At 63.9% G+C, this 22,582-nt stretch carries 27 protein-coding genes, 1 tRNA gene and 2 pseudogenes; 19 read left to right on the top strand and 11 right to left on the bottom strand.

Annotated features, from left to right (window positions below; translation table 11 throughout):
- Positions 1 to 5: 5 nt before the first annotated feature.
- On the bottom strand, positions 6 to 1,313 hold the full coding sequence (locus tag DL899_RS03795) for a helix-turn-helix domain-containing protein (RefSeq protein ID WP_111732533.1): 1,308 nt from the start codon (positions 1,311 to 1,313) through the stop codon (positions 6 to 8).
- A gap of 218 nt (positions 1,314 to 1,531) precedes the next feature.
- Between DL899_RS03795 and DL899_RS03790 the strand changes: the two genes are divergently transcribed.
- The 8 genes and pseudogenes from DL899_RS03790 (at position 1,532) to DL899_RS03760 (ending at position 9,512) form a co-directional block, all read left to right on the top strand.
- A complete protein-coding gene (locus DL899_RS03790; protein ID WP_111732531.1) occupies positions 1,532 to 2,884 on the top strand; it encodes a substrate-binding protein in 1,353 nt (450 codons plus the stop codon).
- Between the two features lie 102 nt (positions 2,885 to 2,986).
- Positions 2,987 to 4,018 (top strand): branched-chain amino acid ABC transporter permease, encoded by a 1,032-nt coding sequence (locus tag DL899_RS03785; RefSeq protein WP_111732529.1) that lies wholly within the window; start codon positions 2,987 to 2,989, stop codon positions 4,016 to 4,018.
- Positions 4,019 to 4,021: 3 nt separating this feature from the next.
- Positions 4,022 to 5,227: a branched-chain amino acid ABC transporter permease gene (locus DL899_RS03780; protein ID WP_111732527.1), complete on the top strand. Its 1,206-nt coding sequence runs from the start codon at positions 4,022 to 4,024 to the stop codon at positions 5,225 to 5,227.
- Positions 5,228 to 5,341: 114 nt separating this feature from the next.
- Positions 5,342 to 5,710 (top strand): annotated as a pseudogene (locus tag DL899_RS20195) (ATP-binding cassette domain-containing protein); the annotation flags it as partial.
- Positions 5,684 to 5,995 carry an ABC transporter ATP-binding protein C-terminal domain-containing protein gene (locus DL899_RS20190; RefSeq protein WP_420820947.1) on the top strand — a complete coding sequence of 104 codons (312 nt, stop codon included), beginning with the start codon at positions 5,684 to 5,686 and terminating at the stop codon, positions 5,993 to 5,995. The pseudogene DL899_RS20195 and the gene DL899_RS20190, both read left to right, overlap by 27 nt.
- Before the next feature lie 16 nt (positions 5,996 to 6,011).
- Positions 6,012 to 6,767, top strand: a complete 756-nt coding sequence (locus DL899_RS03770) for an ABC transporter ATP-binding protein (RefSeq protein ID WP_111732523.1) — start codon at positions 6,012 to 6,014, stop codon at positions 6,765 to 6,767.
- Between the two features lie 87 nt (positions 6,768 to 6,854).
- Positions 6,855 to 8,801 carry an acetate--CoA ligase gene (gene acs, locus DL899_RS03765; RefSeq protein ID WP_111732521.1) on the top strand — a complete coding sequence of 649 codons (1,947 nt, stop codon included), beginning with the start codon at positions 6,855 to 6,857 and terminating at the stop codon, positions 8,799 to 8,801.
- Positions 8,802 to 9,239: 438 nt separating this feature from the next.
- The gene (locus DL899_RS03760; RefSeq protein WP_239494587.1) at positions 9,240 to 9,512 is read left to right on the top strand and encodes a YgdI/YgdR family lipoprotein; all 273 of its coding nucleotides are present in this window, start codon (positions 9,240 to 9,242) and stop codon (positions 9,510 to 9,512) included.
- Between the two features lie 21 nt (positions 9,513 to 9,533).
- Here the strand turns inward: DL899_RS03760 and queF are convergent, their stop codons facing one another.
- Genes queF through queC form a run of 4 tightly spaced genes read right to left on the bottom strand, consistent with a single transcriptional unit; the run spans position 9,534 to position 11,780 of the window.
- Entirely contained in the window at positions 9,534 to 10,001 is a 468-nt protein-coding gene (gene queF, locus DL899_RS03755) for a preQ(1) synthase (protein ID WP_111732519.1), read from the bottom strand.
- Between the two features lie 11 nt (positions 10,002 to 10,012).
- Positions 10,013 to 10,753 carry a 7-carboxy-7-deazaguanine synthase QueE gene (gene queE, locus DL899_RS03750; RefSeq protein ID WP_111732517.1) on the bottom strand — a complete coding sequence of 247 codons (741 nt, stop codon included), beginning with the start codon at positions 10,751 to 10,753 and terminating at the stop codon, positions 10,013 to 10,015.
- The gene (gene queD, locus DL899_RS03745; protein WP_111732515.1) at positions 10,732 to 11,088 is read right to left on the bottom strand and encodes a 6-carboxytetrahydropterin synthase QueD; all 357 of its coding nucleotides are present in this window, start codon (positions 11,086 to 11,088) and stop codon (positions 10,732 to 10,734) included. Before queD ends, queE begins: the two co-directional genes overlap by 22 nt.
- Positions 11,088 to 11,780, bottom strand: a complete 693-nt coding sequence (gene queC, locus DL899_RS03740; RefSeq protein ID WP_111732513.1) for a 7-cyano-7-deazaguanine synthase QueC — start codon at positions 11,778 to 11,780, stop codon at positions 11,088 to 11,090. The genes queD and queC overlap by 1 nt, the downstream gene beginning before the upstream one ends.
- A 206-nt stretch (positions 11,781 to 11,986) precedes the next feature.
- On the opposite strand from queC, the gene accB reads away from it, so the two are divergent.
- The 3 genes from accB (at position 11,987) to aat (ending at position 14,578) form a co-directional block, all read left to right on the top strand.
- Positions 11,987 to 12,487, top strand: a complete 501-nt coding sequence (accB, locus tag DL899_RS03735) for an acetyl-CoA carboxylase biotin carboxyl carrier protein (protein ID WP_111732511.1) — start codon at positions 11,987 to 11,989, stop codon at positions 12,485 to 12,487.
- A gap of 8 nt (positions 12,488 to 12,495) precedes the next feature.
- Positions 12,496 to 13,845, top strand: a complete 1,350-nt coding sequence (gene accC, locus DL899_RS03730) for an acetyl-CoA carboxylase biotin carboxylase subunit (protein WP_111732509.1) — start codon at positions 12,496 to 12,498, stop codon at positions 13,843 to 13,845.
- 151 nt (positions 13,846 to 13,996) lie between these two features.
- Complete coding sequence (gene aat, locus DL899_RS03725) at positions 13,997 to 14,578, top strand: leucyl/phenylalanyl-tRNA--protein transferase (protein WP_239494591.1); 582 nt, start codon at positions 13,997 to 13,999, stop codon at positions 14,576 to 14,578.
- Here aat and DL899_RS03720 read toward each other — a convergent pair.
- The 5 genes from DL899_RS03720 to DL899_RS03700 form a co-directional block, all read right to left on the bottom strand.
- Positions 14,542 to 14,910, bottom strand: a complete 369-nt coding sequence (locus tag DL899_RS03720) for a DUF2155 domain-containing protein (protein WP_111732505.1) — start codon at positions 14,908 to 14,910, stop codon at positions 14,542 to 14,544. The genes aat and DL899_RS03720 overlap by 37 nt on opposite strands.
- Entirely contained in the window at positions 14,907 to 15,368 is a 462-nt protein-coding gene (mlaD, locus tag DL899_RS03715; protein WP_111732503.1) for an outer membrane lipid asymmetry maintenance protein MlaD, read from the bottom strand. Before mlaD ends, DL899_RS03720 begins: the two co-directional genes overlap by 4 nt.
- A 29-nt stretch (positions 15,369 to 15,397) precedes the next feature.
- Entirely contained in the window at positions 15,398 to 15,781 is a 384-nt protein-coding gene (locus tag DL899_RS03710; RefSeq protein ID WP_111732631.1) for an NADH:ubiquinone oxidoreductase subunit NDUFA12, read from the bottom strand.
- Between the two features lie 112 nt (positions 15,782 to 15,893).
- Complete coding sequence (gene clpX / locus DL899_RS03705) at positions 15,894 to 17,156, bottom strand: ATP-dependent Clp protease ATP-binding subunit ClpX (protein WP_111732629.1); 1,263 nt, start codon at positions 17,154 to 17,156, stop codon at positions 15,894 to 15,896.
- A 148-nt stretch (positions 17,157 to 17,304) separates the two neighbouring features.
- The gene (locus DL899_RS03700) at positions 17,305 to 17,931 is read right to left on the bottom strand and encodes an ATP-dependent Clp protease proteolytic subunit (protein WP_111732627.1); all 627 of its coding nucleotides are present in this window, start codon (positions 17,929 to 17,931) and stop codon (positions 17,305 to 17,307) included.
- Positions 17,932 to 18,226: 295 nt separating this feature from the next.
- Here DL899_RS03700 and DL899_RS03695 point away from each other — a divergent pair, with 295 nt between their 5' ends.
- The 7 genes from DL899_RS03695 (at position 18,227) to DL899_RS03665 (ending at position 21,680) form a co-directional block, all read left to right on the top strand.
- Positions 18,227 to 18,520 (top strand): ArsR/SmtB family transcription factor, encoded by a 294-nt coding sequence (locus DL899_RS03695; RefSeq protein ID WP_239494585.1) that lies wholly within the window; start codon positions 18,227 to 18,229, stop codon positions 18,518 to 18,520.
- A gap of 24 nt (positions 18,521 to 18,544) precedes the next feature.
- Positions 18,545 to 19,429 (top strand): carbon-nitrogen hydrolase family protein, encoded by an 885-nt coding sequence (locus DL899_RS03690; protein ID WP_111732501.1) that lies wholly within the window; start codon positions 18,545 to 18,547, stop codon positions 19,427 to 19,429.
- An 82-nt stretch (positions 19,430 to 19,511) separates the two neighbouring features.
- Entirely contained in the window at positions 19,512 to 19,730 is a 219-nt protein-coding gene (gene infA / locus DL899_RS03685; protein WP_005978431.1) for a translation initiation factor IF-1, read from the top strand.
- Positions 19,731 to 19,745: 15 nt separating this feature from the next.
- Positions 19,746 to 20,324, top strand: coding sequence for a Maf family protein (locus DL899_RS03680; protein ID WP_111732498.1), 579 nt, complete (start codon positions 19,746 to 19,748; stop codon positions 20,322 to 20,324).
- Positions 20,321 to 21,343 carry a ribonuclease E/G gene (locus DL899_RS03675; RefSeq protein ID WP_111732496.1) on the top strand — a complete coding sequence of 341 codons (1,023 nt, stop codon included), beginning with the start codon at positions 20,321 to 20,323 and terminating at the stop codon, positions 21,341 to 21,343. The genes DL899_RS03680 and DL899_RS03675 overlap by 4 nt, the downstream gene beginning before the upstream one ends.
- Positions 21,340 to 21,522, top strand: a complete 183-nt coding sequence (locus tag DL899_RS03670) for a DNA gyrase inhibitor YacG (protein WP_111732494.1) — start codon at positions 21,340 to 21,342, stop codon at positions 21,520 to 21,522. The genes DL899_RS03675 and DL899_RS03670 overlap by 4 nt, the downstream gene beginning before the upstream one ends.
- A gap of 83 nt (positions 21,523 to 21,605) precedes the next feature.
- Positions 21,606 to 21,680 (top strand) — tRNA-Phe (locus DL899_RS03665).
- A 31-nt stretch (positions 21,681 to 21,711) separates the two neighbouring features.
- Here the strand turns inward: DL899_RS03665 and DL899_RS03660 are convergent.
- On the bottom strand, positions 21,712 to 22,350 hold the full coding sequence (locus DL899_RS03660) for a tyrosine-type recombinase/integrase (RefSeq protein WP_162685492.1): 639 nt from the start codon (positions 22,348 to 22,350) through the stop codon (positions 21,712 to 21,714).
- Between DL899_RS03660 and DL899_RS03655 the strand changes: the two are divergent.
- Positions 22,270 to 22,518 (top strand): annotated as a pseudogene (locus tag DL899_RS03655) (transposase); the annotation flags it as partial. The gene DL899_RS03660 and the pseudogene DL899_RS03655 overlap by 81 nt on opposite strands.
- Positions 22,519 to 22,582 lie beyond the last annotated feature (64 nt).

Here is a 22,582-nt window from a genome sequence, read left to right as displayed (position 1 = left end):
GCCTGTCAAAAGCTGCCGCCGAGAATCGACGGCTCGCGCCGGGCATCGCAATCGTTCAACGGGCACAGACGGCAGGTCATGCCGACCTCCCGGGCGGGGCCCGCGGCCTCGCGCCCGGGGTCGGGCAGCAGCAACATGTGCGGACGCGCCACCGCCGGGCGGTCGAACCGCGCCGGCACGACAATGTCGCTGACCGTCAACGCCAATACCCGCGCGTCGCCCTGCCGCAGCCGCACACGCAGGGGCGTGCCGGGCTGGGCCAGCAGTTGATATAACGGCCACAGCGCACAGGCCCCGGCGGCGCGCGGCATGACGAACCCCAGTGCCGGTTTGCGCAGCATCAGCGTGCCCGATCCGTCACACACCACCAGCCCCACCGGCCCGGCCACCGATTCCGGCAGCATCGCCAGACGGCGAAAGACCATGGCCGTGTCAGCACCGGTCGCGTCGGTGATCGCGTCAGGTTCGAGGCCGTGCCTTGATATCGCCTCGGTCATTTCCTCCAGCGGCAGGCGTCGTGCGTCGAGCACGTAACGTGACAACAGGTCGCGGGTCAGGCTGCGGGCGGCGTCGGTTTCCAACCGCTTCGAACCGGCGATCAGCGCCTCGATGCGCCCCGCCCCGCCAATGCCCTCGAGTTCGGAAAAGTGAAAACCGTAATCTTCCAGAAAGGCGTGCAATTCGTCCTGCGGCGACTTGATGTCGTTGCGGGCGTCGGGCGCGGCCTCAAGATAACGCACCAGCGCCTCGGCCCCGGTCGCCAGCCGCCGGCTGTCTTCGTCCAGGTTGCGGTGAAACCGGTTCTGCCATTCGGGTTCAAGCGCCTGCGTGTCGGCGAGGATCGACGCGGTCGAACGGATTGCCGTCACGGTCGAGATCACCTCGTGCAGCGAAGCGGCCAGATGGGGATCATGCGCCAGGCGGTCGGTCAGCGCCTTTACCGTATCCCCCAGCCCGACACACTGGCGGCCCAACTCGGCCAACAGCGCCGCCCAGCCGGGAAAGCGGGCGGCGAATTCCTCGGCGCGGTCGGCCTCGGCGCCGCCGTGCCCATAGGCCTCTGCCCGCGCGGCGGCCTCGCGCAATGCCGCGATCAGCGTCGCCTCGGCGCCTTCGCTCAGCAAGGCGGGCGGCACGCCCAGGATCTCGGCCAGGCGGATCAGGGTGCTGCCGCCGATTCTGCGCCGGTTGTGTTCGATCAGGTTCAGGTACGAAGCCGAGATGCCGGCGCGGCGCGCCAGCTCGGACTGCTTGAGGCCGTTCATCACGCGGCGTTCGCGGATGCGGCTGCCGATCATCAGGGTCTGGGCCATCGCCGATTTCCGATTGAATCGCGGGGGTTCCCCCCTCCGATACAAAAAAATTTACAAAATAGCGACGGTCTGCGTCCAATTTTTTACAAAAAAAACGTTTCGGCAAAGCTCATTGTTGCGAAATTTTCTTGTGCGCTGCGATAATTGCTTTGCACATACATGTGTTTCCGGAGTGCGGAGGAGCGACCCCGGAACGTTTCTTTAACGGGAGGATATCAATGTCCAAATCGAATCTTACGCGTCGCGGTCTGCTAAAGACCGGCGCCGTGGCCGGCTCCGGCCTCGCGCTGCCGACGATCTTTACCGCGCAGTCCGCGTCTGCCTTTATCAACGATCCGACTGGCGGCACCGTCACGCTCGGCTTCAACGTACCGCAGACCGGCCCCTACGCCGACGAAGGCAACGACGAGTTGCTGGCGCAAAAGCTGGCCGTCGAGCACCTGAACGGCGAAGGCGACGGCGGCTGCCTGAACACCTTCAGCTCCAAGGCGCTGCGAGGCAACGGCATCCTGGGCAAGAAGGTCACCTTTGTGACCGGCGACACCCAGACCAAGTCGGACGCGGCGCGTGCATCGGCCAAGTCGATGATCGAAAAGGACGGCGCCATCATGATCAACGGTGGTTCGTCCTCGGGCGTCGCCGTTGCGGTTCAGGGCCTCTGCCATGAGGCGGGCATCATGTTCATGGTCGGCCTCTCGCATTCCAACGACACCACCGGCAAGGACCGCAAGGCCAACGGCTTCCGCCACTTCTTCAACGCCTACATGTCGGGCGCCGCGCTGGCGCCGGTGCTGGCCAAGGAGATGGGTAAGGATCGCCGCGCCTATCACCTGACTGCCGACTACACCTGGGGCTGGACGCAGGAAGAATCGATCGTCGCCTCGACCGAGGCCATCGGGTGGGAAACGGTCAACACCGTCAAGACCCCACTCGCCTCGACCGACTTCTCGTCCTACATTGCGCCGGTCCTGAACTCGGGCGCCGACGTGCTGGTTCTGAACCACTACGGCGGCAACATGGTCAACTCTCTGACCAACGCGGTTCAGTTCGGCCTGCTGGACAAGCAGGTGAACGGCAAGGACTTCAAGATCGTCGTTCCGCTCTATTCGGAACTGATGGCCGCAGGCGCCGGCGAGAACATCAAGGGTGTGCTCGGCTCGATGAACTACAACTGGCAGCTCGACAACGAGGGCTCCAAGGCGTTCGTCAAGTCGTTCGGTGAAAAGTACGGCAAGCCTCCTTCGAACTCGGCCCAGACCTGCTATTCGCAGGTTCTGCTGTATGCCGACGCCGTTGAACGTGCCGGCAGCTTCAACCCCTGCGCCGTTGGCGAAGCGCTGGAAGGGTTCGAGTTCGACGGCCTGGGCAACGGTCCGACCCTCTATCGTGCCGAAGATCACCAGTGCTTCAAGGACGTGCTGGTGGTGCGCGGGGCCCAGAACCCGACCTCGCAATACGACACGCTGGAAATCGTCGAGGTCACTCCGCGGGAGCAGGTCATGTATCCCCCGAACCACCCGATGTTCGGCGGCGACGCTGCCTCCCTGGGTGAGTGCAACGACGGCGCCTGAACGCGCTGAAGAACCCGGCCCGGCCGCGCCCCGCGCGGCCGGGCTGCCGGTTCCCGACACTGCCAGATCGATCCGTATTCTTCTAACCCACGGGTGGGGCAAATGGACGCAATTATCCTGCAAATTCTCAACGGGCTCGACAAGGGCTCGGCCTATGCGCTGATCGCGCTGGGGCTGACGCTGATCTTTGGCACGCTCGGCGTGGTGAACTTCGCCCACGGGGCACTGTTCATGATCGGCGCGTTCTGCGCCGTCACACTGCAAAAGCTGCTGAGCCTGAGCTACGTGGTCATCGACGAGACCAAGACCGATTTCATGGGCAATCCGCTGAAGGTCCAGGCGCCCTATGTCGAAAAATGGTTCGGCCCCGAAATCGGCGAGGCGATCATCAACTGGTCGGTGCCGCTGGCGATCCTGTTCTCGATTCCGGTCATGCTTGCCATCGGGGTCGCGGTGGAACGCGGGCTGATCAAGTATTTCTATCGTCGTCCGCACGCCGACCAGATCCTGGTGACCTACGGCCTGGCCATCGTGCTGCAGGAAATCATCAAGTATTTCTACGGCGCCAATCCGATCCCCACCCCGGCGCCGCCAGCCTTTGCAGGCAGCGTCGACCTGGGCGTCGCCCTTGGCTTCGATCCCAACGCAATCATCTATCCGTCCTGGCGGCTGATCTATTTCGCCTTTGCCGCGCTGATCATCGGCGGTGTGTTTTCCTTCCTGCAATTCACCACCTTCGGGATGGTGGTGCGCGCCGGCATGGCCGACCGCGAGACAGTGGGCCTGCTGGGTATCAACATCGACCGCCGCTTTACCATCATGTTCGGCATCGCCGCCGCGGTGGCAGGACTTGCGGGGGTGATGTACGCCCCGATCAATTCGCCCAACTATCACATGGGCATGGATTTTCTCGTGCTCAGCTTCGTCGTCGTGGTCGTCGGCGGCATGGGCAGCCTGCCAGGCGCGGTCCTGGCGGGTTTCCTGCTGGGCATTCTGGAAAGCTTCGCATCGACAACCTGGGCCACCACGACCATTCCGGGCATCAACCAGGTCATCATCTACCTTGTCGCCATCATCGTCCTGCTGACGCGTCCGCGCGGTCTGATGGGACGCAAAGGCGTGATGGAGGACTGAACCATGCTGGGACTTAACGGCAGAGACACCACCCTTCTCGTGATCGTCGCCGCGCTGGCACTCCTGGCGCCGTTCATTCTGAACCCGTTTCCGACCGACAGCGGGCTGGCGCAATTCAACGCGGGCTATCCCGACCTGATGCAGCGCTTTGCGATCTTCGGCATCTTCGTGATCGGGTTCAACATCCTCTTTGGCCTGACCGGGTATCTCAGCTTTGGTCACGCCGCCTTTCTCGGGGTCGGCTCATACGCGGCGGTGTGGATATTCAAGCTCTTCACCTACAACGTTGTGCCGGCGATCCTGTTCAGCGTCGTGATCGGCGCCATCTTCGCGCTGGCCATCGGCTTTATCAGCCTGCGGCGCTCGGGCATCTATTTTTCGATCCTGACGCTGGCCTTTGCGCAGATGTCCTTTGCGCTGGCCTATTCGGTGCTGTCGAACCCCAAGTTCAACCTGACCAACGGTGAGACCGGGCTGCAGGTCTATGCCGACGATCCGCAGATGTTCCACGGCGACCACCTGCCCAACCTGCCCCACCTCTTCGGCCTGTCCATGCGAGCCAACTACGAGATGAGCGTCGGCGCCTGGGACTTCAACTTCAACGCCGGCTACTATGTCTGCGCGGCGCTGCTGCTGATCATGTTCTACCTGTCGATGCGGATCTTCCGTTCGCCGTTCGGCATGATGCTGCGCGCGATCAAATCCAACCAGACCCGCATGACTTATACCGGGCTCAACGCGCGCCCCTATGCGCTGGCGGCCTTTGTCATCTCGGGCATGTATGCCGGGCTGGCCGGCGGGCTGATGGCGGCGGTCGATCCGCTGGCCGGGGCCGAACGGATGCAGTGGACGGCAAGCGGCGAGGTGGTGCTCATGGCCATCCTCGGCGGCACCGGCACGCTGATCGGCCCGATCTTGGGTGCGGGGTTCATCAAGTACTTCGAGAACATCTTTTCGAAGATCAACGACAACGTGCTGCATGGCTGGTTCGCCTTTCTGCCCGACGGGTTGGAGGATTTCATCGTCGCTATCCTGCACCCGTTCATCGGCAAGGGCTGGCACCTGACGCTGGGTATCCTGTTCATGCTGGTGGTGATCTTCCTGCCCGGCGGCTTGGTCGAGGGTGGCCAACGCATCGGGCGTCTGTTCCGCCGCAAGTCCGGCAAGGACGACGCCGAAAAAGCCACCCAGTCCACCCCAGCGGAATAAGGAGACCGGACCATGGGAATTCTTGAGGTCAAGAACGTCAACAAGCGGTTCGGCGGTCTGCAGGCGCTGGGTGACGTCAACCTGAGCGTGGAGGAAAACTCCGTCCACGCCATCATCGGCCCCAACGGCGCGGGCAAGTCGACGCTGCTCAACGTGCTGATCGGCAAGCTGGCCCCCGATACGGGATCGGTCCTGTTCGACGGGCAGTCGGTCTTGGGGCGCAAGCCCTACGAGATCAACCAGATGGGCATCAGCCGCGTCTTTCAGACGCCAGAGATTTTCGGCGATCTGACGGTGCTGGAAAACATGATGATCCCCATCTTTGCCAAGCGCGACGGCGCCTTTCGCATGCGTGCGCTGGAAAGCTCGGTGAACGAAAAGGAGGTTCTCGAACAGGCCGGAGAGATGCTCGAAAGCCTGAACATGGCGGACAAGCGGCATTTCCATTCCGCCTCGATGTCGCGCGGTGACAAGCGGCGGCTGGAAATCGGCATGTGCCTAGCGCAGAACCCGCGCCTGCTGCTCTTGGACGAACCCACCGCCGGCATGGCGCGGGCCGACACCAACAACACCATCGACCTGCTCAAGCAGATCCATGACGAGCGCGATATCACCATCGCGATCATCGAGCATGACATGCACGTGGTGTTCAGCCTGGCCCAGCGCATCACCGTGCTGGCGCAGGGTTCGCCGCTGGTCGAGGACACGCCCGACAAGATCAAGGGTCACCCCAAGGTGCGCGAAGCGTATCTTGGCGAATCGGCGTGAGAGAAGGAGAGAACCGATGAACGTCAAACCCGACTTCTCGAAGGGTCACAATTACGCCGAGACTTCGCCGGCATTCCTGTCGGTGTGGGAAATGCAGTCCTATTATGGCGAAAGCTATATCGTCCAGAACATCAGCTTCAATGTGCACGAGGGCGAGATCCTGGCGCTGCTGGGCCGCAACGGCGCCGGCAAGACCACGACGCTGCGCTCGATCGCGCGGATGAACGACCCCCAGGTGCTGCACGGCGAAATCTGGCTGGATCACCAGCCGCTGCACAAGATGAGCAGCCACCAGGCGGCCCAGGCTGGCATCGGCCTGGTGCCCGAGGACCGGCGCATCATTCCCGGCCTGACGGTCGAGGAAAACCTGGAACTGGCCCAGATCGCACCGCCCATCGGCTGGAGCATCGACCGCCTGTACGAGCTGTTTCCCCGCCTCGGCGAACGGCGCAAGCAGGAGGGCGTGACGCTGTCGGGCGGCGAACAGCAGATGCTGGCGGTGGCCCGGGCGCTGGCCCGCGACATCAAGGTGCTGCTGCTGGACGAACCCTATGAGGGGCTCGCCCCCGTGATCGTCGACGAGATCGAAAAGACCCTGCGCGTGATCAAGGAGCAGGGGATGACCACGATCATCGTCGAGCAGAACGCCGTGCGCGCCTTGGAACTAGCTGATCGCGCTGTTATCCTTGATACTGGTGGCATCGTATTCGACGGCACCGCGGAGGAGGTTTTGGAAAACGACGAGCTGCGCGCCGAGTATCTGGCCATCTGAGGCCGGCCGGCGCTGGCATGCCTTCGCATCGTGCCTGCAGGACAGGCCGATGGAACTTGATGGAACACGACATAGCAAGGGTCCGACATGACCGAACACAAGACATATCCCCCCAGCCCGGAATTCGCCGCCAATGCCCATGTTGACGCAGCGAAGTACGAAGAGATGTACGCCGCTTCGGTGAACCAGCCGGAAACCTTCTGGAAGGAACAGGCCAAGCGGATCGACTGGATCAAGCCCTTTTCCAAGGTCAGGGATGTCAGTTTCGAGTTGGGCAATGTCTCGATCAAGTGGTTCGAGGATGGCCAGCTGAATATCGCCGCCAACTGCGTCGACCGGCACCTTGCCAGCCGCGGCGACCAGACGGCCATCATCTGGGAACCCGACGACCCCAACGCCGAGGCCCTGCACGTCACCTATTCCGAACTGTCGAAGCAGGTGAACAAGCTGGCCAATGTCTACAAGCAGCTGGGCGTCGGCAAGGGCGACCGCGTTGTCCTGTACATGCCGATGATCCCCGAGGCCGCCTATGCCATGCTGGCCTGCGCCCGCATCGGCGCCATCCACTCGATCGTCTTTGCCGGCTTTTCGCCCGAGGCGCTGGCCGCCCGCGTCAAGGGCTGCGAGGCCAAGCTGCTGGTCACCGCCGACCAGGCCCCCCGCGGCGGCCGCGCCACCGCGCTCAAGGTAAATGTCGACAAGGCGCTGGCGATCTCCGGCGACGTGCAGACCCTGGTGGTGGCGCGCACCGGCGCGGACGTGCCGATGAAGGACGGACGCGATCACGCCTATGGCCCGCTGATGGAGGCCGCATCGGACAAGTGCGAACCCGAAGCGATGAACGCCGAGGACCCGCTTTTCATCCTCTACACATCCGGTTCCACCGGTGCGCCCAAGGGCGTGGTGCACACCACCGGCGGTTATCTGCTGTACGTGGCGATGTCGCACGAAATCGTCTTCGACTACCATGACGGCGACGTCTACTGGTGTACGGCCGATGTCGGCTGGGTCACCGGGCACAGCTATATCGTCTATGGGCCCCTTGCCAACGGCGCCACGACGCTGATGTTCGAGGGCGTGCCGACCTGGCCCGACGCCTCGCGTTTTTGGCAGGTGTGCGACAAGCACAAGGTCAACCAGTTCTACACCGCGCCCACCGCGATCCGCGCGTTGATGGGTCAGGGCAACGACTATGTCGAGAAATGCGACCTTTCCAGCATCAAGCTGCTGGGCACGGTCGGCGAACCGATCAACCCCGAGGCGTGGGAGTGGTATCATACCATCGTCGGCAAGGGCAAAGTGCCGATCGTCGATACCTGGTGGCAGACCGAGACCGGCGGCCACATGATCACCCCGCTGCCCGGCGCCCACACGCTGAAGCCCGGCGCCGGCCAGAAGCCGTTTTTCGGCGTGCAGCCAGTCGTGCTCGACCCGCAGACGGGTGAAGAGATCACCACCAACCCGGCCGAGGGTGTGCTGTGCATCAAGGACAGCTGGCCTGGCCAGATGCGCAGCGTCTGGGGCGATCACGCACGGTTCGAAAAGACCTATTTTGCCGACTACAAGGGTTATTACTTCTCAGGCGACGGCTGCCGGCGCGACGAGGACGGCGATTACTGGATCACCGGCCGGGTCGACGACGTGATCAACGTCTCGGGTCACCGCATGGGCACGGCCGAGGTCGAGTCGGCGCTGGTCGCGCACCCGAAGGTGTCTGAGGCCGCGGTTGTGGGCTACCCCCACGACATCAAGGGCCAGGGCATCTATTGCTATGTCACCCTGATGGCCGGCGAGGAACCGTCAGAGAAACTGCTCAAGGAACTGCGCGACTGGGTGCGCCAGGAAATCGGCCCGATCGCCAGCCCCGACCTGATCCAGTGGGCGCCGGGCCTGCCCAAGACGCGTTCGGGCAAGATCATGCGCCGCATCCTGCGCAAGATCGCGGAAAACGACTATGGCGCGCTTGGCGACACCTCGACGCTGGCCGATCCCGGCGTGGTCGACGAGCTGATCGACAACCGCATGAATCGCTGAGGCTTCTTTCGTGTCGGGCCCGCGCGGCCCGTCGCAACCTCCCTGGCCGGTGCGCAGTGCACCGGCCTTTTTCATGGCGGATCGTTTCGGGCGTATTCGCACCTGCCCGACACCGTGGGGCAGGGTTTCCCGTGGCTGCTGTTGCTGGGGGTGCTGGGTATGCCCGGCGACACGATCCTGTTGCGCGCCACCCGCCACCCGCCACACCGACCGGCCGGCCGGCGATGGTGGCCAACACGCTGATGGCGCCCGGCACCCCCTGCCGCCCTGTCGAGGACGGCAAGGACGTTTGCGCCTGACCGCACCTTACCGCGCGACAGCGGCAAGGTTCTGCCGGCGCGGGGCGGGGTTGACCTCGATTAAGGCGGCGACACCCGCGCCGTGATACAGAAAACGCGACGGGCCGACCGATAGCCGGCCCGCGACAATCTGGAGGACATGATGAAAATACCCGCAATCGCATTGGCCTGTACCGCCGCGTTGACGCTGGCAGGATGCCTTTCCCCTTACGAAGAACGCCAGGCCGGCGGTGCGCTGATCGGTGGCGGGCTGGGTTTCCTGACCGCCAAGGCATTCGACGCCAACAGCAACTGGGTCGTGGTCTCGACGCTCGCAGGGGCTGCCGCGGGCACGCTGGTGGCGCGCAACACTGCCGACAACACCTGTGCCTATGCCACCGGCGACGGCCGTTATCGCAGCGGCCCCTGCTAGTAAGGCCGGGCCGGACTTACCTCAGCCCCGCCCGCGATAGGGCGGCACCCCCTGGTCGGGGATCCATACCCCCTCGGGCATGGGTCCCGTCTGCCAGAACACGTCGATGGGAATGCCGCCGCGCGGATACCAGTATCCGCCGATCCGCAGCCATTGCGGCTCCAGGAAATCTGCCAGCCGGCGGGCGATGGAGATGGTGCAATCCTCGTGAAAGGCGCCGTGATTGCGGAAACTGCCCAGATACAGCTTGAGCGACTTGGATTCCACCAGCCACTTTCCCGGCACGTAGTCGATCACCAAATGGGCAAAGTCCGGCTGCCCCGTCATCGGGCAGAGCGAGGTGAATTCCGGCGCGGTAAAGCGCACGTTATAGGCCACGTCCGCCTGCGGGTTTTCCACCCTTTCCAGCTCTGCCTCGTCGGGGTCTTGCGGCAGGCGCGTCGCGCCGCCCAGCTGCGTGAGCCCCTGATAGATGTCCTTGTCGCTCATCTCGCTTCTCCTCAAACGCCGCGCTTGTTGCCCCACAGCATGACATGCAGCTGCGGCAGCACCCGCACGGAAAACCAGCGGTCCTGCATCACCCGGTCGACCAGCCAGCGCATACGTTCGTCGATTCCCGCCTGATCGACCGTGGCGCTGTCATCGTCGGGCGGTGGCGGGGTGTGGTTGCCTGGTTGCAGACAGACCGGCAGACCGGGAAACCGCGCCGCCGCATCCCGCGCCCAGCCGTAATCGACCTCGTCGAAAACCACGATCTTGAGCACGGTCTCCGCCTGCCCGGCCGCATCGACACAGGCCGCGACGGTGGCCCAGTCGGTTTCCATCCCGCTCGACGGCGGCTTGGGCGACAGCACCAGCATGTCGAGATCGCGAAACCAGTCCCGCATCACGCTGCCCTGCGTTTCCATCGCGAAGCCGTGGCCCCTGTCCCGCCCTGCTGCGATCAGCGGTCCCAGCGGCTGAATAGCGGGGTTGCCGCCCGACAGCGTTACCAGCACCGGCACACCGCCCGACAGGCGTTCAACCTCGTCCAGCACCGTGCCCACGCTCATCGGCACCCATGTATCACGATAGGCCGCATCGACCGCGTGCAGGCTGTCGCACCACGAACAGCGGAAATCGCAGCCACCGGTGCGCACGAACACGGTCGGCCGGCCGATCAGCGCCCCCTCGCCCTGGATGGTCGGCCCGAAAATCTCCGAGATGCGGATCGCATCCCTCACGGCCGGTATTCCGCCCATGTCTTGGGGGTTTCGCTGACACGCACGGCGCTGGTTTCGGGCCAGCGCGCGGCGCACCAGTCGTAAAGATGGCGTGCCAGACGTTCAGCCGTCACGCAACCGTCGCCAAGCACGTCGTTCAGGTGCCGGTGATCAAGCTGGTCGTCGATATAGGCCTTGAGCGGCGCCAACTGGTGGTAGTCGCGCACAAACCCGTATTGATCGAGCGCCTCACCCGCAAGTTCAACAACCACCACATAGTTGTGCCCGTGCAGCCGGGCACAGGGGTGCCCCTCGGCCAGCCCCTTGAGCTGGTGCGAGGCGGAGAACGCAAATTCCTTGGTAATCCGGTACATCAGCCCCGCCCCACTGCCTGCAGCCAGTAGTTCGGGTCGTCATAGTCCGTCGGGTCGTCCACCCCGGCAAGGTCGAACGCTTCGCGCCGCTCGACACAGGTGCCACAGCGCCCGCAATGGCGCACGCCACCCTTGTAGCACGACCACGTTTCGGCAAAGGGGGTGCCGTTGCGGGCACCCTCGGTGACGATATCAGCCTTGGAAAGCTGCACGAACGGCGCCTCCAGCGTGATTTCGGCCACGCCCTGCAGCGCCTCATCCTGCATCCTTTGGAACGCGTCGATGAAACCGGGGCGACAGTCGGGATAGATGAAATGATCACCGCCATGCACCGCCACCGCCACCGCGCGGGCCTTGCGTGCAGCCGCCAGACCGAACGCCACCGTCAGCATGATGGCGTTACGGTTGGGCACGATCGTCAGCTTCATCGTCTCTTCGGCATAGTGGCCGTCAGGTACCGCGACCTCGTCGGTCAGGGCCGAGCCGGACAGCATCCGCCCCACGCCGGAGATGTCGATCACCTCGTGCCCCACGCCCAGCCGCGCAGCACATGCAGCGGCGCTTTCCAGCTCTTTCACATGCCGCTGTCCATAGTCGAACGACAAGAGGCCGCCCAGCCTGCCCTGGGCTGCGACCTTGTGTGCAAGCGTGACCGAATCGAGCCCGCCCGAACAGATGACAATGGTATTCATGACTTCGAACCCTTGTTTTGTTGATGCGGGTAGGCTGCGACCGCAAGAACGCCCATCTAGCGCCCAGAGCCCGCGATGACAAGGGCAGGCCCGCGATCACGATCTGTGGCGGGATGGAAAATGCACCGCTTTTCTTGTCTCACCGCATGGCATATAAGCGGCCCGAACCGCGAGGCGACGACACTCGCTGCTGGTCGAGGACTGCAATGCCCAAAAAATCCCACGACGATGATGTAGACTTTATCCGCGCACTGGCGGAACTGCTTAACGATAACGACCTGACCGAATTGCAGGTCAAGCGCGACTATGGCGAAAACGACAGCCTGAACGTCCGCGTCAGCCGCCGGCAGGAGGTGACGACACAGGTCATAGCCCAGGCGCCCGCTGCGGCCCAGACGGCATCCGCTGCCGCACCGGCAGCACCCGGCGCCGCCCCCGCCGCTGCTGAGACGGCAGAGGATCCAGCCCATCACCCCGGCGCCGTCACCTCACCCATGGTCGGCACCGTCTACATGCAGGCCGAGCCGGGCTCGCCCCCATTCGTTTCGGTGGGCGACCAGGTCGCCGAAGGCGACACCCTGCTGATCGTCGAGGCGATGAAGACGATGAACCACATCGCCGCCCCGCGCGCCGGCACCGTGCGCCGCATCCTGGTCGAGGATGGCGCGGCAGTCGAATACGGCGCCCCGCTGATGATCGTCGAGTAGGCCGCGCCATGTTCGACAAGATCCTCGTGGCCAACCGTGGCGAGATCGCGCTGCGTGTCATCCGCGCCGCGCGCGAGATGGGTATTCGGTCAGTAGCGGTGCATTCCACCGCCGACACCGACGCGATGCACGTGCGCATGGCCGACGAATCGGTCTGCATCGGCCCTGCCCCGTCGTCCGACAGCTATCTTTCGATCCCGTCGATCATCGCCGCCTGCGAGGTGACAGGCGCGCAGGCGATCCATCCGGGCTATGGTTTTCTGTCCGAGAACGCGAATTTCGTGCAGATCGTCGAGGATCATGACATCGCATTCATCGGCCCGCGGGCGGAACACATCCGCATCATGGGCGACAAGATCACCGCCAAGGAAACCATGCGCGACCTCGGCGTGCCCTGCGTGCCGGGCTCCGAGGGCGGTGTGTCCGACCTGGCCGAGGCCAAGGCGCTGTGCGCCGAGATCGGCTATCCCATCATCGTCAAGGCCACTGCCGGCGGCGGCGGCCGGGGGATGAAGGTTGCCCGCTCCGAGGAAGAGCTGGAACGCGCCTTCCTGACCGCCCGCTCCGAGGCCAAGGCCGCCTTTGGAAACCCCGATGTCTATATCGAGAAATATCTCGGCCGCCCCCGTCATATCGAAATCCAGGTTTTCGGTGACGGCAAGGGCAACGCGGTGCACTTGGGCGAGCGCGACTGCTCGCTCCAGCGTCGCCACCAGAAGGTGCTGGAAGAGGCGCCAGGCCCCTGCATCACCGACGAGGAACGCGAACGTATCGGCGCCATCTGTGCCAATGCCGTTTCCCGGATAAACTATGCTGGCGCGGGCACCGTCGAATTCCTGTACGAGGATGGCGAGTTCTATTTCATCGAGATGAACACCCGCCTGCAGGTCGAACACCCGGTGACCGAGGCGATTTTCGGCATCGACCTGGTACGCGAACAGATCCGCGTGGCCGAAGGGCTGCCGATGTCGTTTACCCAGGACGACCTGAAAATCAACGGCCACGCCATCGAGGTGCGCATCAACGCCGAGAAGCTGCCGGATTTCTCGCCCCGGCCGGGGCGGATCACGCAGTTTCACGCCCCCGGCGGGCTGGGCGTGCGGATGGATTCGGCGCTTTACGACGGCTACATGATCCCGCCCTATTACGATTCTCTGATTGCCAAGCTGATCGTGCACGGCAGCGACCGGAAAACGGCGCTGTCGCGGCTCAACCGCGCGCTGGGCGAGTTGATCGTAGACGGGGTCGATACCACGGTTCCGCTTTTTCATGCGCTCTTGCAGGAAGAAGCGATCCAGACGGGCGACTACAACATCCACTGGCTGGAGACATGGCTGGAAACCAACCTGCAAGGATGAGCTTTGGGTTTCGGCGGCGTGCTTTGTCCCGCCGCGCCGGCGTTTTCCCTTGGCCGATCCTGCCAGTGACCGGACTCCACCGGTGAAAGACGACACGCCCCCCCTTACGCCCCGACTGCTGCTGTCGGCCTATGCGGCGGGCATCTTTCCCATGGCGGAATCGCGCGATTCGGCAGAGATCTTCTGGGTCGATCCGCGCTGCCGGGGCATCCTGCCGCTTGACGGTTTCCACATTTCGCGCTCGCTGGCCCGCCGCATCCGGTGCGGCGGCTATCAGGCGACTCTGAACGCCGATTTCGACGCCGTTGTCGCTGGTTGCGCCGACCGCCGCGAAACGTGGATCAACGACGAAATCGCCCGGCTGTATGGCGAGTTGCACACCAGCGGCCATGCCCATTCGCTGGAAATCTGGCAAGATGGCGCGTTGGCGGGCGGGGTTTACGGCGTGGCAATAGGGGCGGCATTCTTTGGCGAAAGCATGTTTTCACGCCGTACCGATGCCTCGAAACTGGCCCTGGCGCATCTTACCGATCATCTGTGGCGCTGCGGTTTCGAATTGTTCGACACCCAGTTCATTACCCCGCACCTGGCCTCGCTCGGCGCGGTAGAGGTTTCACGCGCCATCTATCGCCGGCGCTTGCGCGCGGCGCTGGCAAAACCCGCCTCGGTCAATGCGCGCCCGTTCGACCCGTCGGCTCAGTCGGTCTTGCAGCGCAGAACCCAGACGTCATAACGGGGATGTTCCATCGCGTTCAGCGCCGGGGACGAGGCCAGCATCCAGCCAGAGAACAGCTCATCTCCGGTGGCGGTGTCGGTAATGGTCAGAAAGGCATACGCCTCGCCTGCCGGGTCGTCGGCGGGATAACGGCATTCATCCAGCCGCACCGTCAGGCGGCCGAAACTGGCCTGCGCCCCGGTTGCAAGGTCCATATCGGTGACGCTGGCATTGACCTTGTCCAGCCCGCGCAGCAGCGCGCCGGTGCCCTGAGTGACCTCGGCCTCCTGCGCGGCGGCGACCAGCGGCAACACCGCGGCCAGCAACACCCCGGCAGCCGCCCTGATCATTCCGCTGCCGCCTCTTCGTCTCCGGTGACAAATTTCATCAGCAGCCCGACCAGGCTGACCGAGCCCTGAGTGAATTCGATCTCGTCGCCGGACGAAAGGGAAAAGGGCGAACCGCCCGGCAGTATCTCGACGTAGTTGCCGCCCAGCAGCCCCTCTGACGAGATCGCAACTGCACTGTCATCCGGCACGTCGATGCCCTCGCGCACCGAAAACCTGGTTGCCGCGCGATAGGTCTGGGGGTCGAGTTCAATGTTGGTCACGCGGCCCACCTTGACCCCGGCCATGCGCACATCGGTGCCCACCGTCACGCCATCGGCGCTGCGGAAACTGGCGTGCAGCGGATATTCCTTTTGCCCGCCGGAAAAGCCGGTGACCTGCCCGGCATACACCATGAACCCGACCGCGATCGCCAGAACGGCGGTGCCGACAAGAACCTCGGTCGTCTGTTCAGTGGACATAGCCTAAGCCATCCTCGTGGCGCGCGGCGTCATTCCGGTTGCCACGCCTCGTAATCGCGCCGCTCCACCGGTTGAACCCGCCGGATCGACCCTGCCGGGGCATAGGCCATCGCCGTCCCGGTAAGGTTTTCCTCGTGCGGCTTTTCCCAGGGCTTGTGCGGCAGCGGGGTTTTGCTTGGCACTTCGTCAAAGGTGTGATGCAGCCATCCGTGCCAGTCGGGGCTGATGCGGCTCGCCTCGGCCTCACCGTTGAAGATGACCCAGCGCCGCTTGTCGTCGCGGTCGCGGTAAAAGACGTTACCCTCGGCGTCCTCGCCCACCCGGACGCCCTTGCGCCAGGTATAGAACTGGGTGTTGAGCGTGGCCCCGTTCCACCAAGTCACGGCGCGCAGCAGCGTGTTGAGAAGCCCCATGAAAACCCTCCGGTGATCGTTGACCCCGATATGGCGCATCGGGCGGCAAAGGTCCAGTGCGACGGCGCCGCATCCGGGTGTATCCGCCCACCGCACACCCGGTCACGGCCTGTCAGGCGCTGGCGCCTTCCTTCTTGGCGTCGGCATAGATCATCAGCGGCGCGGCGTCCGATGTCACCGCCTCTTCGTTGACCACAACCTCTTCGACGTTTTCCATTCCGGGCAGGTCGAACATGGTGTTGAGCAGGATATCCTCGAGGATCGAACGCAGCCCACGCGCACCGGTCTTGCGCTGGATCGCCCGCTTGGCGATGGCCTTGAGCGCATCATCGGTAAAGGACAGCGATACATTTTCCAGCTCGAAGAGGCGCTGATACTGCTTGACCAGCGCGTTCTTGGGCTGGGTCAGGATGGTGACCAGCGCGTCCTCGTCCAGGTCCTCCAGCGTGGCGATTACCGGCAGACGACCGACGAATTCGGGGATAAGGCCGAATTTCAGCAGGTCTTCGGGCTCCAGATCGGTAAAGATCTCGCCCACGCCGCGTTCGTCTACGTCGCGCACATCGGCGCCAAAGCCCATCGCGCTGCCCTTGCCACGCTGCGCAATGATCTTGTCGAGCCCGGCAAAGGCGCCGCCGCAGATGAACAGGATGTTCGTGGTGTCAACCTGCAGGAATTCCTGCTGCGGATGCTTGCGCCCGCCTTGCGGCGGGACCGAGGCAACCGTGCCCTCCATCAGCTTCAGCAGCGCCTGCTGAACCCCCTCGCCCGACACGTCGCGGGTGATCGAGGGATTTTCCGACTTGCGGGTGATCTTGTCGACCTCGTCGATATAGACGATGCCGCGCTGCGCGCGTTCGACGTTGTATTCCGACGATTGCAGCAGCTTGAGAATGATGTTCTCCACATCCTCGCCGACATACCCGGCCTCGGTCAGGGTGGTGGCGTCGGCCATGGTGAACGGCACGTCGAGGATGCGCGCCAGCGTCTGCGCCAGCAGCGTCTTGCCACAGCCGGTGGGGCCGATCAGCAGGATGTTCGATTTCTGCAGCTCGATCTCGCCGGCCTTGCCGGAATGGTTGAGCCGCTTGTAGTGGTTGTGGACCGCCACCGACAGCACCCGCTTGGCCATCGACTGGCCGATCACGTAGTCGTCCAGCACGTCGCAGATTTCGCGCGGGGTCGGCACACCCTCGCCCGAGCGGATGCCGGCGCTCTTGGTTTCCTCGCGGATGATGTCCATGCACAGTTCGACGCACTCGTCGCAGATGAACACGGTCGGTCCCGCGATCAGCTTTCGCACCTCGTGCTGGCTCTTGCCGCAGAAACTGCAGTAGAGGGTGTTCTTGCTGTCGCTGCCTGAGCTGTTCGCCATCATTTACCTTTCGGGCCCTGGCCCCGCGCCGGGGTGCGCCGGCGCCTGTCGTCCTCATGCTTTTCCGGTCAGCTTAGGGCAGCATCCCGGGCACCTCAATGTGAAAATTGACCGCGGATGCCCCACCCGTGTTGCCGCTGTGCCGGCCTTATTCGTCTGGCTCCGGCGCCCGGTTCTCGACGATTTCGTCGATCAGGCCCCAAGCCTTGGCCTCGGACGGATCGAGAAAATAGTCACGCTCCAGCGCCTCTTCGACCTTTTTCAGCGTCTGGCCGGTATGCTTGACGTAGATCTCGTTCAGCCGCCGCTTGAGTTTCAGCGTTTCCTCGGCGTGAATCATGATGTCGGTGGCCTGGCCCTGGTACCCGCCCGAGGGCTGGTGCACCATGATTCGGCTGTTGGGCAGGGAAAACCGCATGTCCTTGGCCCCGGCCGCCAGCAGCAGCGAGCCCATGCTTGCCGCTTGGCCGATCACCAGCGTGCTGACCTTGGGCTTGATGTACTGCATGGTGTCGTAGATCGACAGTCCCGAGGTGACGACGCCACCGGGGCTGTTGATGTACATGCTGATTTCCTTCTTGGGGTTTTCCGCCTCAAGATGCAGCAGTTGCGCCACGACCAGGCTCGACATGCCGTCATGCACCGGACCGCTGAGGAAAATGATGCGCTCTTTCAGAAGGCGCGAGAAGATGTCGTAGGCGCGTTCGCCGCGGCTGGTCTGTTCGACCACCATCGGCACCAGCGTGTTCATGTAAACGTCATAGGGGTGCTGCATCATCCGCCTGCCTGATTGATCTGTCCGAGCGTTACGTTCGAGGTCTTGCCAGAGTCTTAGTGTCGTGTACGGGGGGCTGCAAGGGCCGCCGGGTTATCCGGCGCCGCGGCGCGGCCTCGCAACCGTGTTGCCACAGCCCGAGTGCCACAAATTCTGCATTTTTCGTACCTATTTGCGTCTGCAGCTTTTGCAACCTGAGGCTTTTGGTACTAGATACTATCGGAATTGGATGGAACCGTCGCAGATGTCACCTTACGCATTGAAAACCGAACCTGGTCCCGTAGACCACCTCAGCATGTCTGAAAACGCGCAGCAAGCCGCCGATTTTCTCAAGGCGATCAGCCACGAGGGACGGATGATGATTCTGTGTCACCTCGTCACGGGCGAGAAATCGGTGGGCGAACTGGAACGCCTGCTTTCGGCGCGCCAGGCGGCAGTGTCGCAACAGTTGTCGCGCCTGCGGTCCGAGGGGCTCGTCGTGCCCCGGCGCGAGGGCAAGACGATCTATTACAGTCTCGCCGACGACCGCGCGCGTAAGGTGCTCGAATTACTCTACGATCTTTTCTGCGTGAATAGCTGCAAGGGGTGACGCCCTCCGCCGCAGCGTAACGCCATGAAGATCGCCACCGCCGCCTATCCGCTCGACGCGCACAAAAACTGGGCCGACTATTCCGGCAAGATCGGCGACTGGGTGGCCGAGGCCGCCGGCAACGGCGCGCAACTGCTGCTCTTTCCCGAATATGCCGCGATGGAACTGGCGATGCTGGCCGGCCCCAATACCGCCGCCGACAACGAGGCCGGCATGCGCGCCGTGTCCGACCGGATCGGCGACGCCGATGCCCTGCATGCCGATCTGGCCGCGCGCCACGGCGTTCACATCTGCGCCGCCTCGGCCCCGGTCTATGACCCGGCGTTCGGCCCCCGGCCCGTCAACCGCGCGCGGCTGTTCACGCCCACCGGCGCGATGGGCGTACAGGATAAGCAGATCATGACCCGCTATGAACGCGACACCATGCGCGCGGTGCCGGGCGGGCCCCTGCGGCTGTTCGACACTGCGCTGGGAAAGATCGGTATCTTGATCTGCTACGATTCCGAATTTCCCTTGCTTGGCAGGTCGTTGCGGGATGCCGACATCATTCTGGTGCCGTCCTGCACCGAGGCGCTGGCCGGCTATTCCAGGGTACGCATCGGTGCCATGGCCCGCGCGCTGGAAGGCCAGTGCGTGACGGTCATGTCCTCGATCACAGGCCCCGCCGCGTGGTGCCCCCATGTGGACGAAAACACCGGCCGCGGCGGCATTTTTGGCCCGCCCGACACCGGCTTTGCACCGACAGGCATCCTGGCCGAGGGGCAGCTATCGCAACCCGGCTGGACGTATGGCGAGGCCGACCTTGCCGCTATTGCCCATGTGCGCGCCAATGGTCACGTTCTGGGCCAGGCCCACTGGGGCGAACAGAAAGGGCGCGACAGCCATGTCACGGCCGAACCGCTGCGTTGACAAAGCCCTTGAAAAACACGGCGAATGGGAGCATGTAAGCTGCGTTCCGCAACCTGGCGGAATAGCCAATGAAGGAGAGACCATGGCCAAGGAAGATACGCTCGAATTTCCCGGTGTCGTGAAAGAACTCCTGCCCAACGCGACGTTCCGGGTCGAGCTTGAAAACGGCCATGAGATCATCGCGCACACGGCAGGCAAGATGCGCAAGAACCGCATCCGTGTTCTTGCAGGCGACAAGGTGCAGGTCGAGATGACCCCCTACGATCTGACCAAGGGTCGGATCAATTATCGCTTCAAGTAAGCGATTACAGCCCGGATGAAACTGATCCTCGGATCGGCCAGCCCGCGCCGGCGCGAGCTGCTGGCGCAGATCGGTGTCGTGGCCGATGCCGTTCGCCCGCCCGAGATCGACGAAACCCCCGAACGTGGCGAACTGCCCCGCCCCTATTGCATCCGCATGGCCAGGGCCAAGGCAGAGGCGGTCGAGGCCGACGCCGACGACATCGTGCTGTGCGCCGATACCACCGTCGCGGTCGGCCGGCGCATCCTGGGCAAACCCGCCGACGCGGCCGAGGCCGAGGCTTTTCTGCGCCTGATGTCGGGCCGGCGGCACCGCGTCATCACCGCCGTCGCCATTCGCCGTGGCGAACGGATATTGCAGCGCTGCGTCATGACCGCGGTCAGGATGAAACGCCTGTCCGATGCCGAAATCGCGGCCTACCTCGCCACCGGCGACTGGCGGGGCAAGGCCGGCGGCTACGGCATCCAGGGTCCGGCCAGCGCGCTGATACCGTGGATCGAGGGGTCGTTCACCGCCGTGGTCGGGTTGCCCTTGTGCGAAACCGCCGGACTGTTGCACGCCGCCGGCTATCCGATGTGGAAGGCAAGCACATGAAGGGCGCGGTTATTGCACTTGATACGATCCAGGGGCACGAGGCGGCGGCGCTGATCGAGGACGGCCGCCTGAACGATCTGCTGATCGACTGCGCCGGGCCGCGCCCCGGCACCATCTACCGCGCCCGGATCGGCCGTCCGGCCAAGGGCCAGGGCGGGATGTTCCTCGACACCCCCGATGGCACGGCCTTTCTACGCCAGACCAGGGGGCTGTCACCCGGCGCCCCGCTGCTGGTGCAGGTCACGGGCCATGCCGAACCCGGCAAGGCGCTGCCGGTGACGGCAAAGCTGCTGTTCAAAAGCCGCTATGCCATCGTCACCCCCGGCGCGCCGGGCATCAACGTCTCGCGCCAGATCCGCGACGACGACATGCGTGACCGGCTGCTGGAAATCGCCCATGCCACGCTTGATGGTGTGAAGACCGGGCTGATCCTGCGCTCGGCCGCCGCCGACGCCGACGAGGACGCCATCGCCGAGGACATCCGCGCGATGGCGGAACTGGCGACACAGGTTCTGGGCGATGCCGAAGGCCCGCCCGAAAAACTGGTTGATGGCGACGGCCCCCATGCCCTGGCCTGGCGCGACTGGACCGTGCCCGCCACGCTGGTGCAGGAGCCGGGCGCATTCGCCGATCACGGCGTCACCGACGCGATCGAGGCCCTGCGCAACCCCGAAAGCCCCCTGCCCGGCGGCGGCAGCATCGTTGTGGAGCCAACCCGCGCCCTGGTCGCGGTCGACATCAACACCGGCGGCGACACCTCGCCCGCGGCGGGGCTCAAGGCCAATATCGCCGCGGCGCGCGAACTGCCGCGCCAGTTGCGGCTGCGGGGGCTTGGCGGGCAGATCACGCTCGACCTCGCGCCGATGGCCAAAAAGGACCGTCGCGGTTTCGAAACCGCCCTCAAGGCCGCCCTGCGCCGCGATTCCATTGAAACCACAGCCGTGGGCTGGACGCCCTTGGGCCACTTTGAGCTGCAGCGCAAGCGCGAGCGCGTGCCGATCCGGGAGGTGCTGAAATGACCTGCCCCGTCTGCAGCAAGGAGACAGTCCATCGCTTTCGCCCGTTCTGCTCCAAACGCTGCGCCGACGTCGACCTGGGCAAATGGCTGCGAGGCGATTACGCGCTGCCTTCGCGCGATCCCGAAGATAGCGAACGCGCCGCCGAAGAGTTGAGCAGAAACAACCCCGAAACACACTGAAAAACGGCCAGATTCCCTCTGGACACACTCACGAAGCTCGCCTAGAACGCCTGCACCCGAACGGCCCAGACCGTTGAACCCGTGCCCGGGTAGCTCAGGGGTAGAGCAGTGGATTGAAAATCCTCGTGTCGGTGGTTCGATTCCGCCCCCGGGCACCATTTAAAAAGCTGATATAATTGTGTTTTCTGCTCATGACTGATCCTCGTTTCGGTTAGGTTTGACGCTTTTCTGCGAAGGTTTGACACTTTCGGCCCGCCTTCGGTTCTCTTCTTCCAGTGTCGCCATGGTCGCACGGTTCTTGTCGGCAAGGTTCGCTGACCGTGAATAGTGCCGCGCCATGGACGGTGTTTTCTGCCCCAGAAGGTCCGCGATGCGGCGTTCATCCAGCCCCGCCTCGTGCAAAGTCGTGGCAACCGTGTGCCGCAAGCCCTTGAGGGTCAGGCCTTTTTCGATAAGGTCTTCATTCTCAAGGGCGGTTTTGAAGCGGTGCCAAACAGTCGAAAAGCCGTTGTAGGTCCACGCCTCACCGCGCGAATTGGAAAGCACGGTTTCGGCGTCGTGGCTTGGCATGCGGTCGAGCGCTGCTTGAAGGGTCGGGCTGACCGGAATCGCGACTTCTTCGCCTGTCTTGCCGCGCACGCCCCAAATTGTCCCGTCATCGACCTGATCATTCCGTAATCGTAGGGCGTCGGACTGAACCGCGCCGGGTTTGCCGGAGGCTCCAACTCCTGAGTAGGATGGAGCATCATGAGCAAGACGACGAACAAGTATTCCCCCGAAGTGCGCGAGCGTGCCGTTCGCTTGGTTTTGGACAATCCCGGGCAGCATGAGAGCCGCTGGTCGGCGATCCTGTCGATTTCTGCGAAGATCGGTTGCGCGCCGCAGACGCTGAACGAGTGGGTCAAGAAGGCCGAGGTGGATCGCGGTGATCGCGGCGGCATCACGACCGAGATGGCCGAGAAGCTGAAGGCTTTGGAGCGCGAGACCCACTACCTGTGGCGCTCGGTCGATCACGAGGGCGAGGTGCTCGAAAGCTTCGTGACAAAGACATCCTGCCCTT

The sequence above is a fragment of the Roseovarius amoyensis genome (assembly GCF_003260265.1).
GTDB lineage: Bacteria > Pseudomonadota > Alphaproteobacteria > Rhodobacterales > Rhodobacteraceae > Roseovarius > Roseovarius amoyensis.
The sequence above is the reverse complement of the archived record's forward strand: the minus strand, read 5'-3'. Positions and strand labels throughout refer to the sequence as shown.

What these genes read in the sequence shown, in the direction of transcription:
- DL899_RS03795 (WP_111732533.1), bottom strand. Translation starts at nt 1,313, where the DNA reads ATGGCCCAGACCCTGATGATCGGCAGCCGCATCCGCGAACGCCGCGTG.
- DL899_RS03790 (WP_111732531.1), top strand. Translation starts at nt 1,532, where the DNA reads ATGTCCAAATCGAATCTTACGCGTCGCGGTCTGCTAAAGACCGGCGCC.
- DL899_RS03785 (WP_111732529.1), top strand. Translation starts at nt 2,987, where the DNA reads ATGGACGCAATTATCCTGCAAATTCTCAACGGGCTCGACAAGGGCTCG.
- DL899_RS03780 (WP_111732527.1), top strand. Translation starts at nt 4,022, where the DNA reads ATGCTGGGACTTAACGGCAGAGACACCACCCTTCTCGTGATCGTCGCC.
- DL899_RS20190 (WP_420820947.1), top strand. Translation starts at nt 5,684, where the DNA reads ATGTCGCGCGGTGACAAGCGGCGGCTGGAAATCGGCATGTGCCTAGCG.
- DL899_RS03770 (WP_111732523.1), top strand. Translation starts at nt 6,012, where the DNA reads ATGAACGTCAAACCCGACTTCTCGAAGGGTCACAATTACGCCGAGACT.
- acs (WP_111732521.1), top strand. Translation starts at nt 6,855, where the DNA reads ATGACCGAACACAAGACATATCCCCCCAGCCCGGAATTCGCCGCCAAT.
- DL899_RS03760 (WP_239494587.1), top strand. Translation starts at nt 9,240, where the DNA reads ATGATGAAAATACCCGCAATCGCATTGGCCTGTACCGCCGCGTTGACG.
- queF (WP_111732519.1), bottom strand. Translation starts at nt 10,001, where the DNA reads ATGAGCGACAAGGACATCTATCAGGGGCTCACGCAGCTGGGCGGCGCG.
- queE (WP_111732517.1), bottom strand. Translation starts at nt 10,753, where the DNA reads ATGGGCGGAATACCGGCCGTGAGGGATGCGATCCGCATCTCGGAGATT.
- queD (WP_111732515.1), bottom strand. Translation starts at nt 11,088, where the DNA reads ATGTACCGGATTACCAAGGAATTTGCGTTCTCCGCCTCGCACCAGCTC.
- queC (WP_111732513.1), bottom strand. Translation starts at nt 11,780, where the DNA reads ATGAATACCATTGTCATCTGTTCGGGCGGGCTCGATTCGGTCACGCTT.
- accB (WP_111732511.1), top strand. Translation starts at nt 11,987, where the DNA reads ATGCCCAAAAAATCCCACGACGATGATGTAGACTTTATCCGCGCACTG.
- accC (WP_111732509.1), top strand. Translation starts at nt 12,496, where the DNA reads ATGTTCGACAAGATCCTCGTGGCCAACCGTGGCGAGATCGCGCTGCGT.
- aat (WP_239494591.1), top strand. Translation starts at nt 13,997, where the DNA reads ATGGCGGAATCGCGCGATTCGGCAGAGATCTTCTGGGTCGATCCGCGC.
- DL899_RS03720 (WP_111732505.1), bottom strand. Translation starts at nt 14,910, where the DNA reads ATGATCAGGGCGGCTGCCGGGGTGTTGCTGGCCGCGGTGTTGCCGCTG.
- mlaD (WP_111732503.1), bottom strand. Translation starts at nt 15,368, where the DNA reads ATGTCCACTGAACAGACGACCGAGGTTCTTGTCGGCACCGCCGTTCTG.
- DL899_RS03710 (WP_111732631.1), bottom strand. Translation starts at nt 15,781, where the DNA reads ATGGGGCTTCTCAACACGCTGCTGCGCGCCGTGACTTGGTGGAACGGG.
- clpX (WP_111732629.1), bottom strand. Translation starts at nt 17,156, where the DNA reads ATGGCGAACAGCTCAGGCAGCGACAGCAAGAACACCCTCTACTGCAGT.
- DL899_RS03700 (WP_111732627.1), bottom strand. Translation starts at nt 17,931, where the DNA reads ATGCAGCACCCCTATGACGTTTACATGAACACGCTGGTGCCGATGGTG.
- DL899_RS03695 (WP_239494585.1), top strand. Translation starts at nt 18,227, where the DNA reads ATGTCTGAAAACGCGCAGCAAGCCGCCGATTTTCTCAAGGCGATCAGC.
- DL899_RS03690 (WP_111732501.1), top strand. Translation starts at nt 18,545, where the DNA reads ATGAAGATCGCCACCGCCGCCTATCCGCTCGACGCGCACAAAAACTGG.
- infA (WP_005978431.1), top strand. Translation starts at nt 19,512, where the DNA reads ATGGCCAAGGAAGATACGCTCGAATTTCCCGGTGTCGTGAAAGAACTC.
- DL899_RS03680 (WP_111732498.1), top strand. Translation starts at nt 19,746, where the DNA reads ATGAAACTGATCCTCGGATCGGCCAGCCCGCGCCGGCGCGAGCTGCTG.
- DL899_RS03675 (WP_111732496.1), top strand. Translation starts at nt 20,321, where the DNA reads ATGAAGGGCGCGGTTATTGCACTTGATACGATCCAGGGGCACGAGGCG.
- DL899_RS03670 (WP_111732494.1), top strand. Translation starts at nt 21,340, where the DNA reads ATGACCTGCCCCGTCTGCAGCAAGGAGACAGTCCATCGCTTTCGCCCG.
- DL899_RS03660 (WP_162685492.1), bottom strand. Translation starts at nt 22,350, where the DNA reads ATGCTGCCCGGGATTGTCCAAAACCAAGCGAACGGCACGCTCGCGCAC.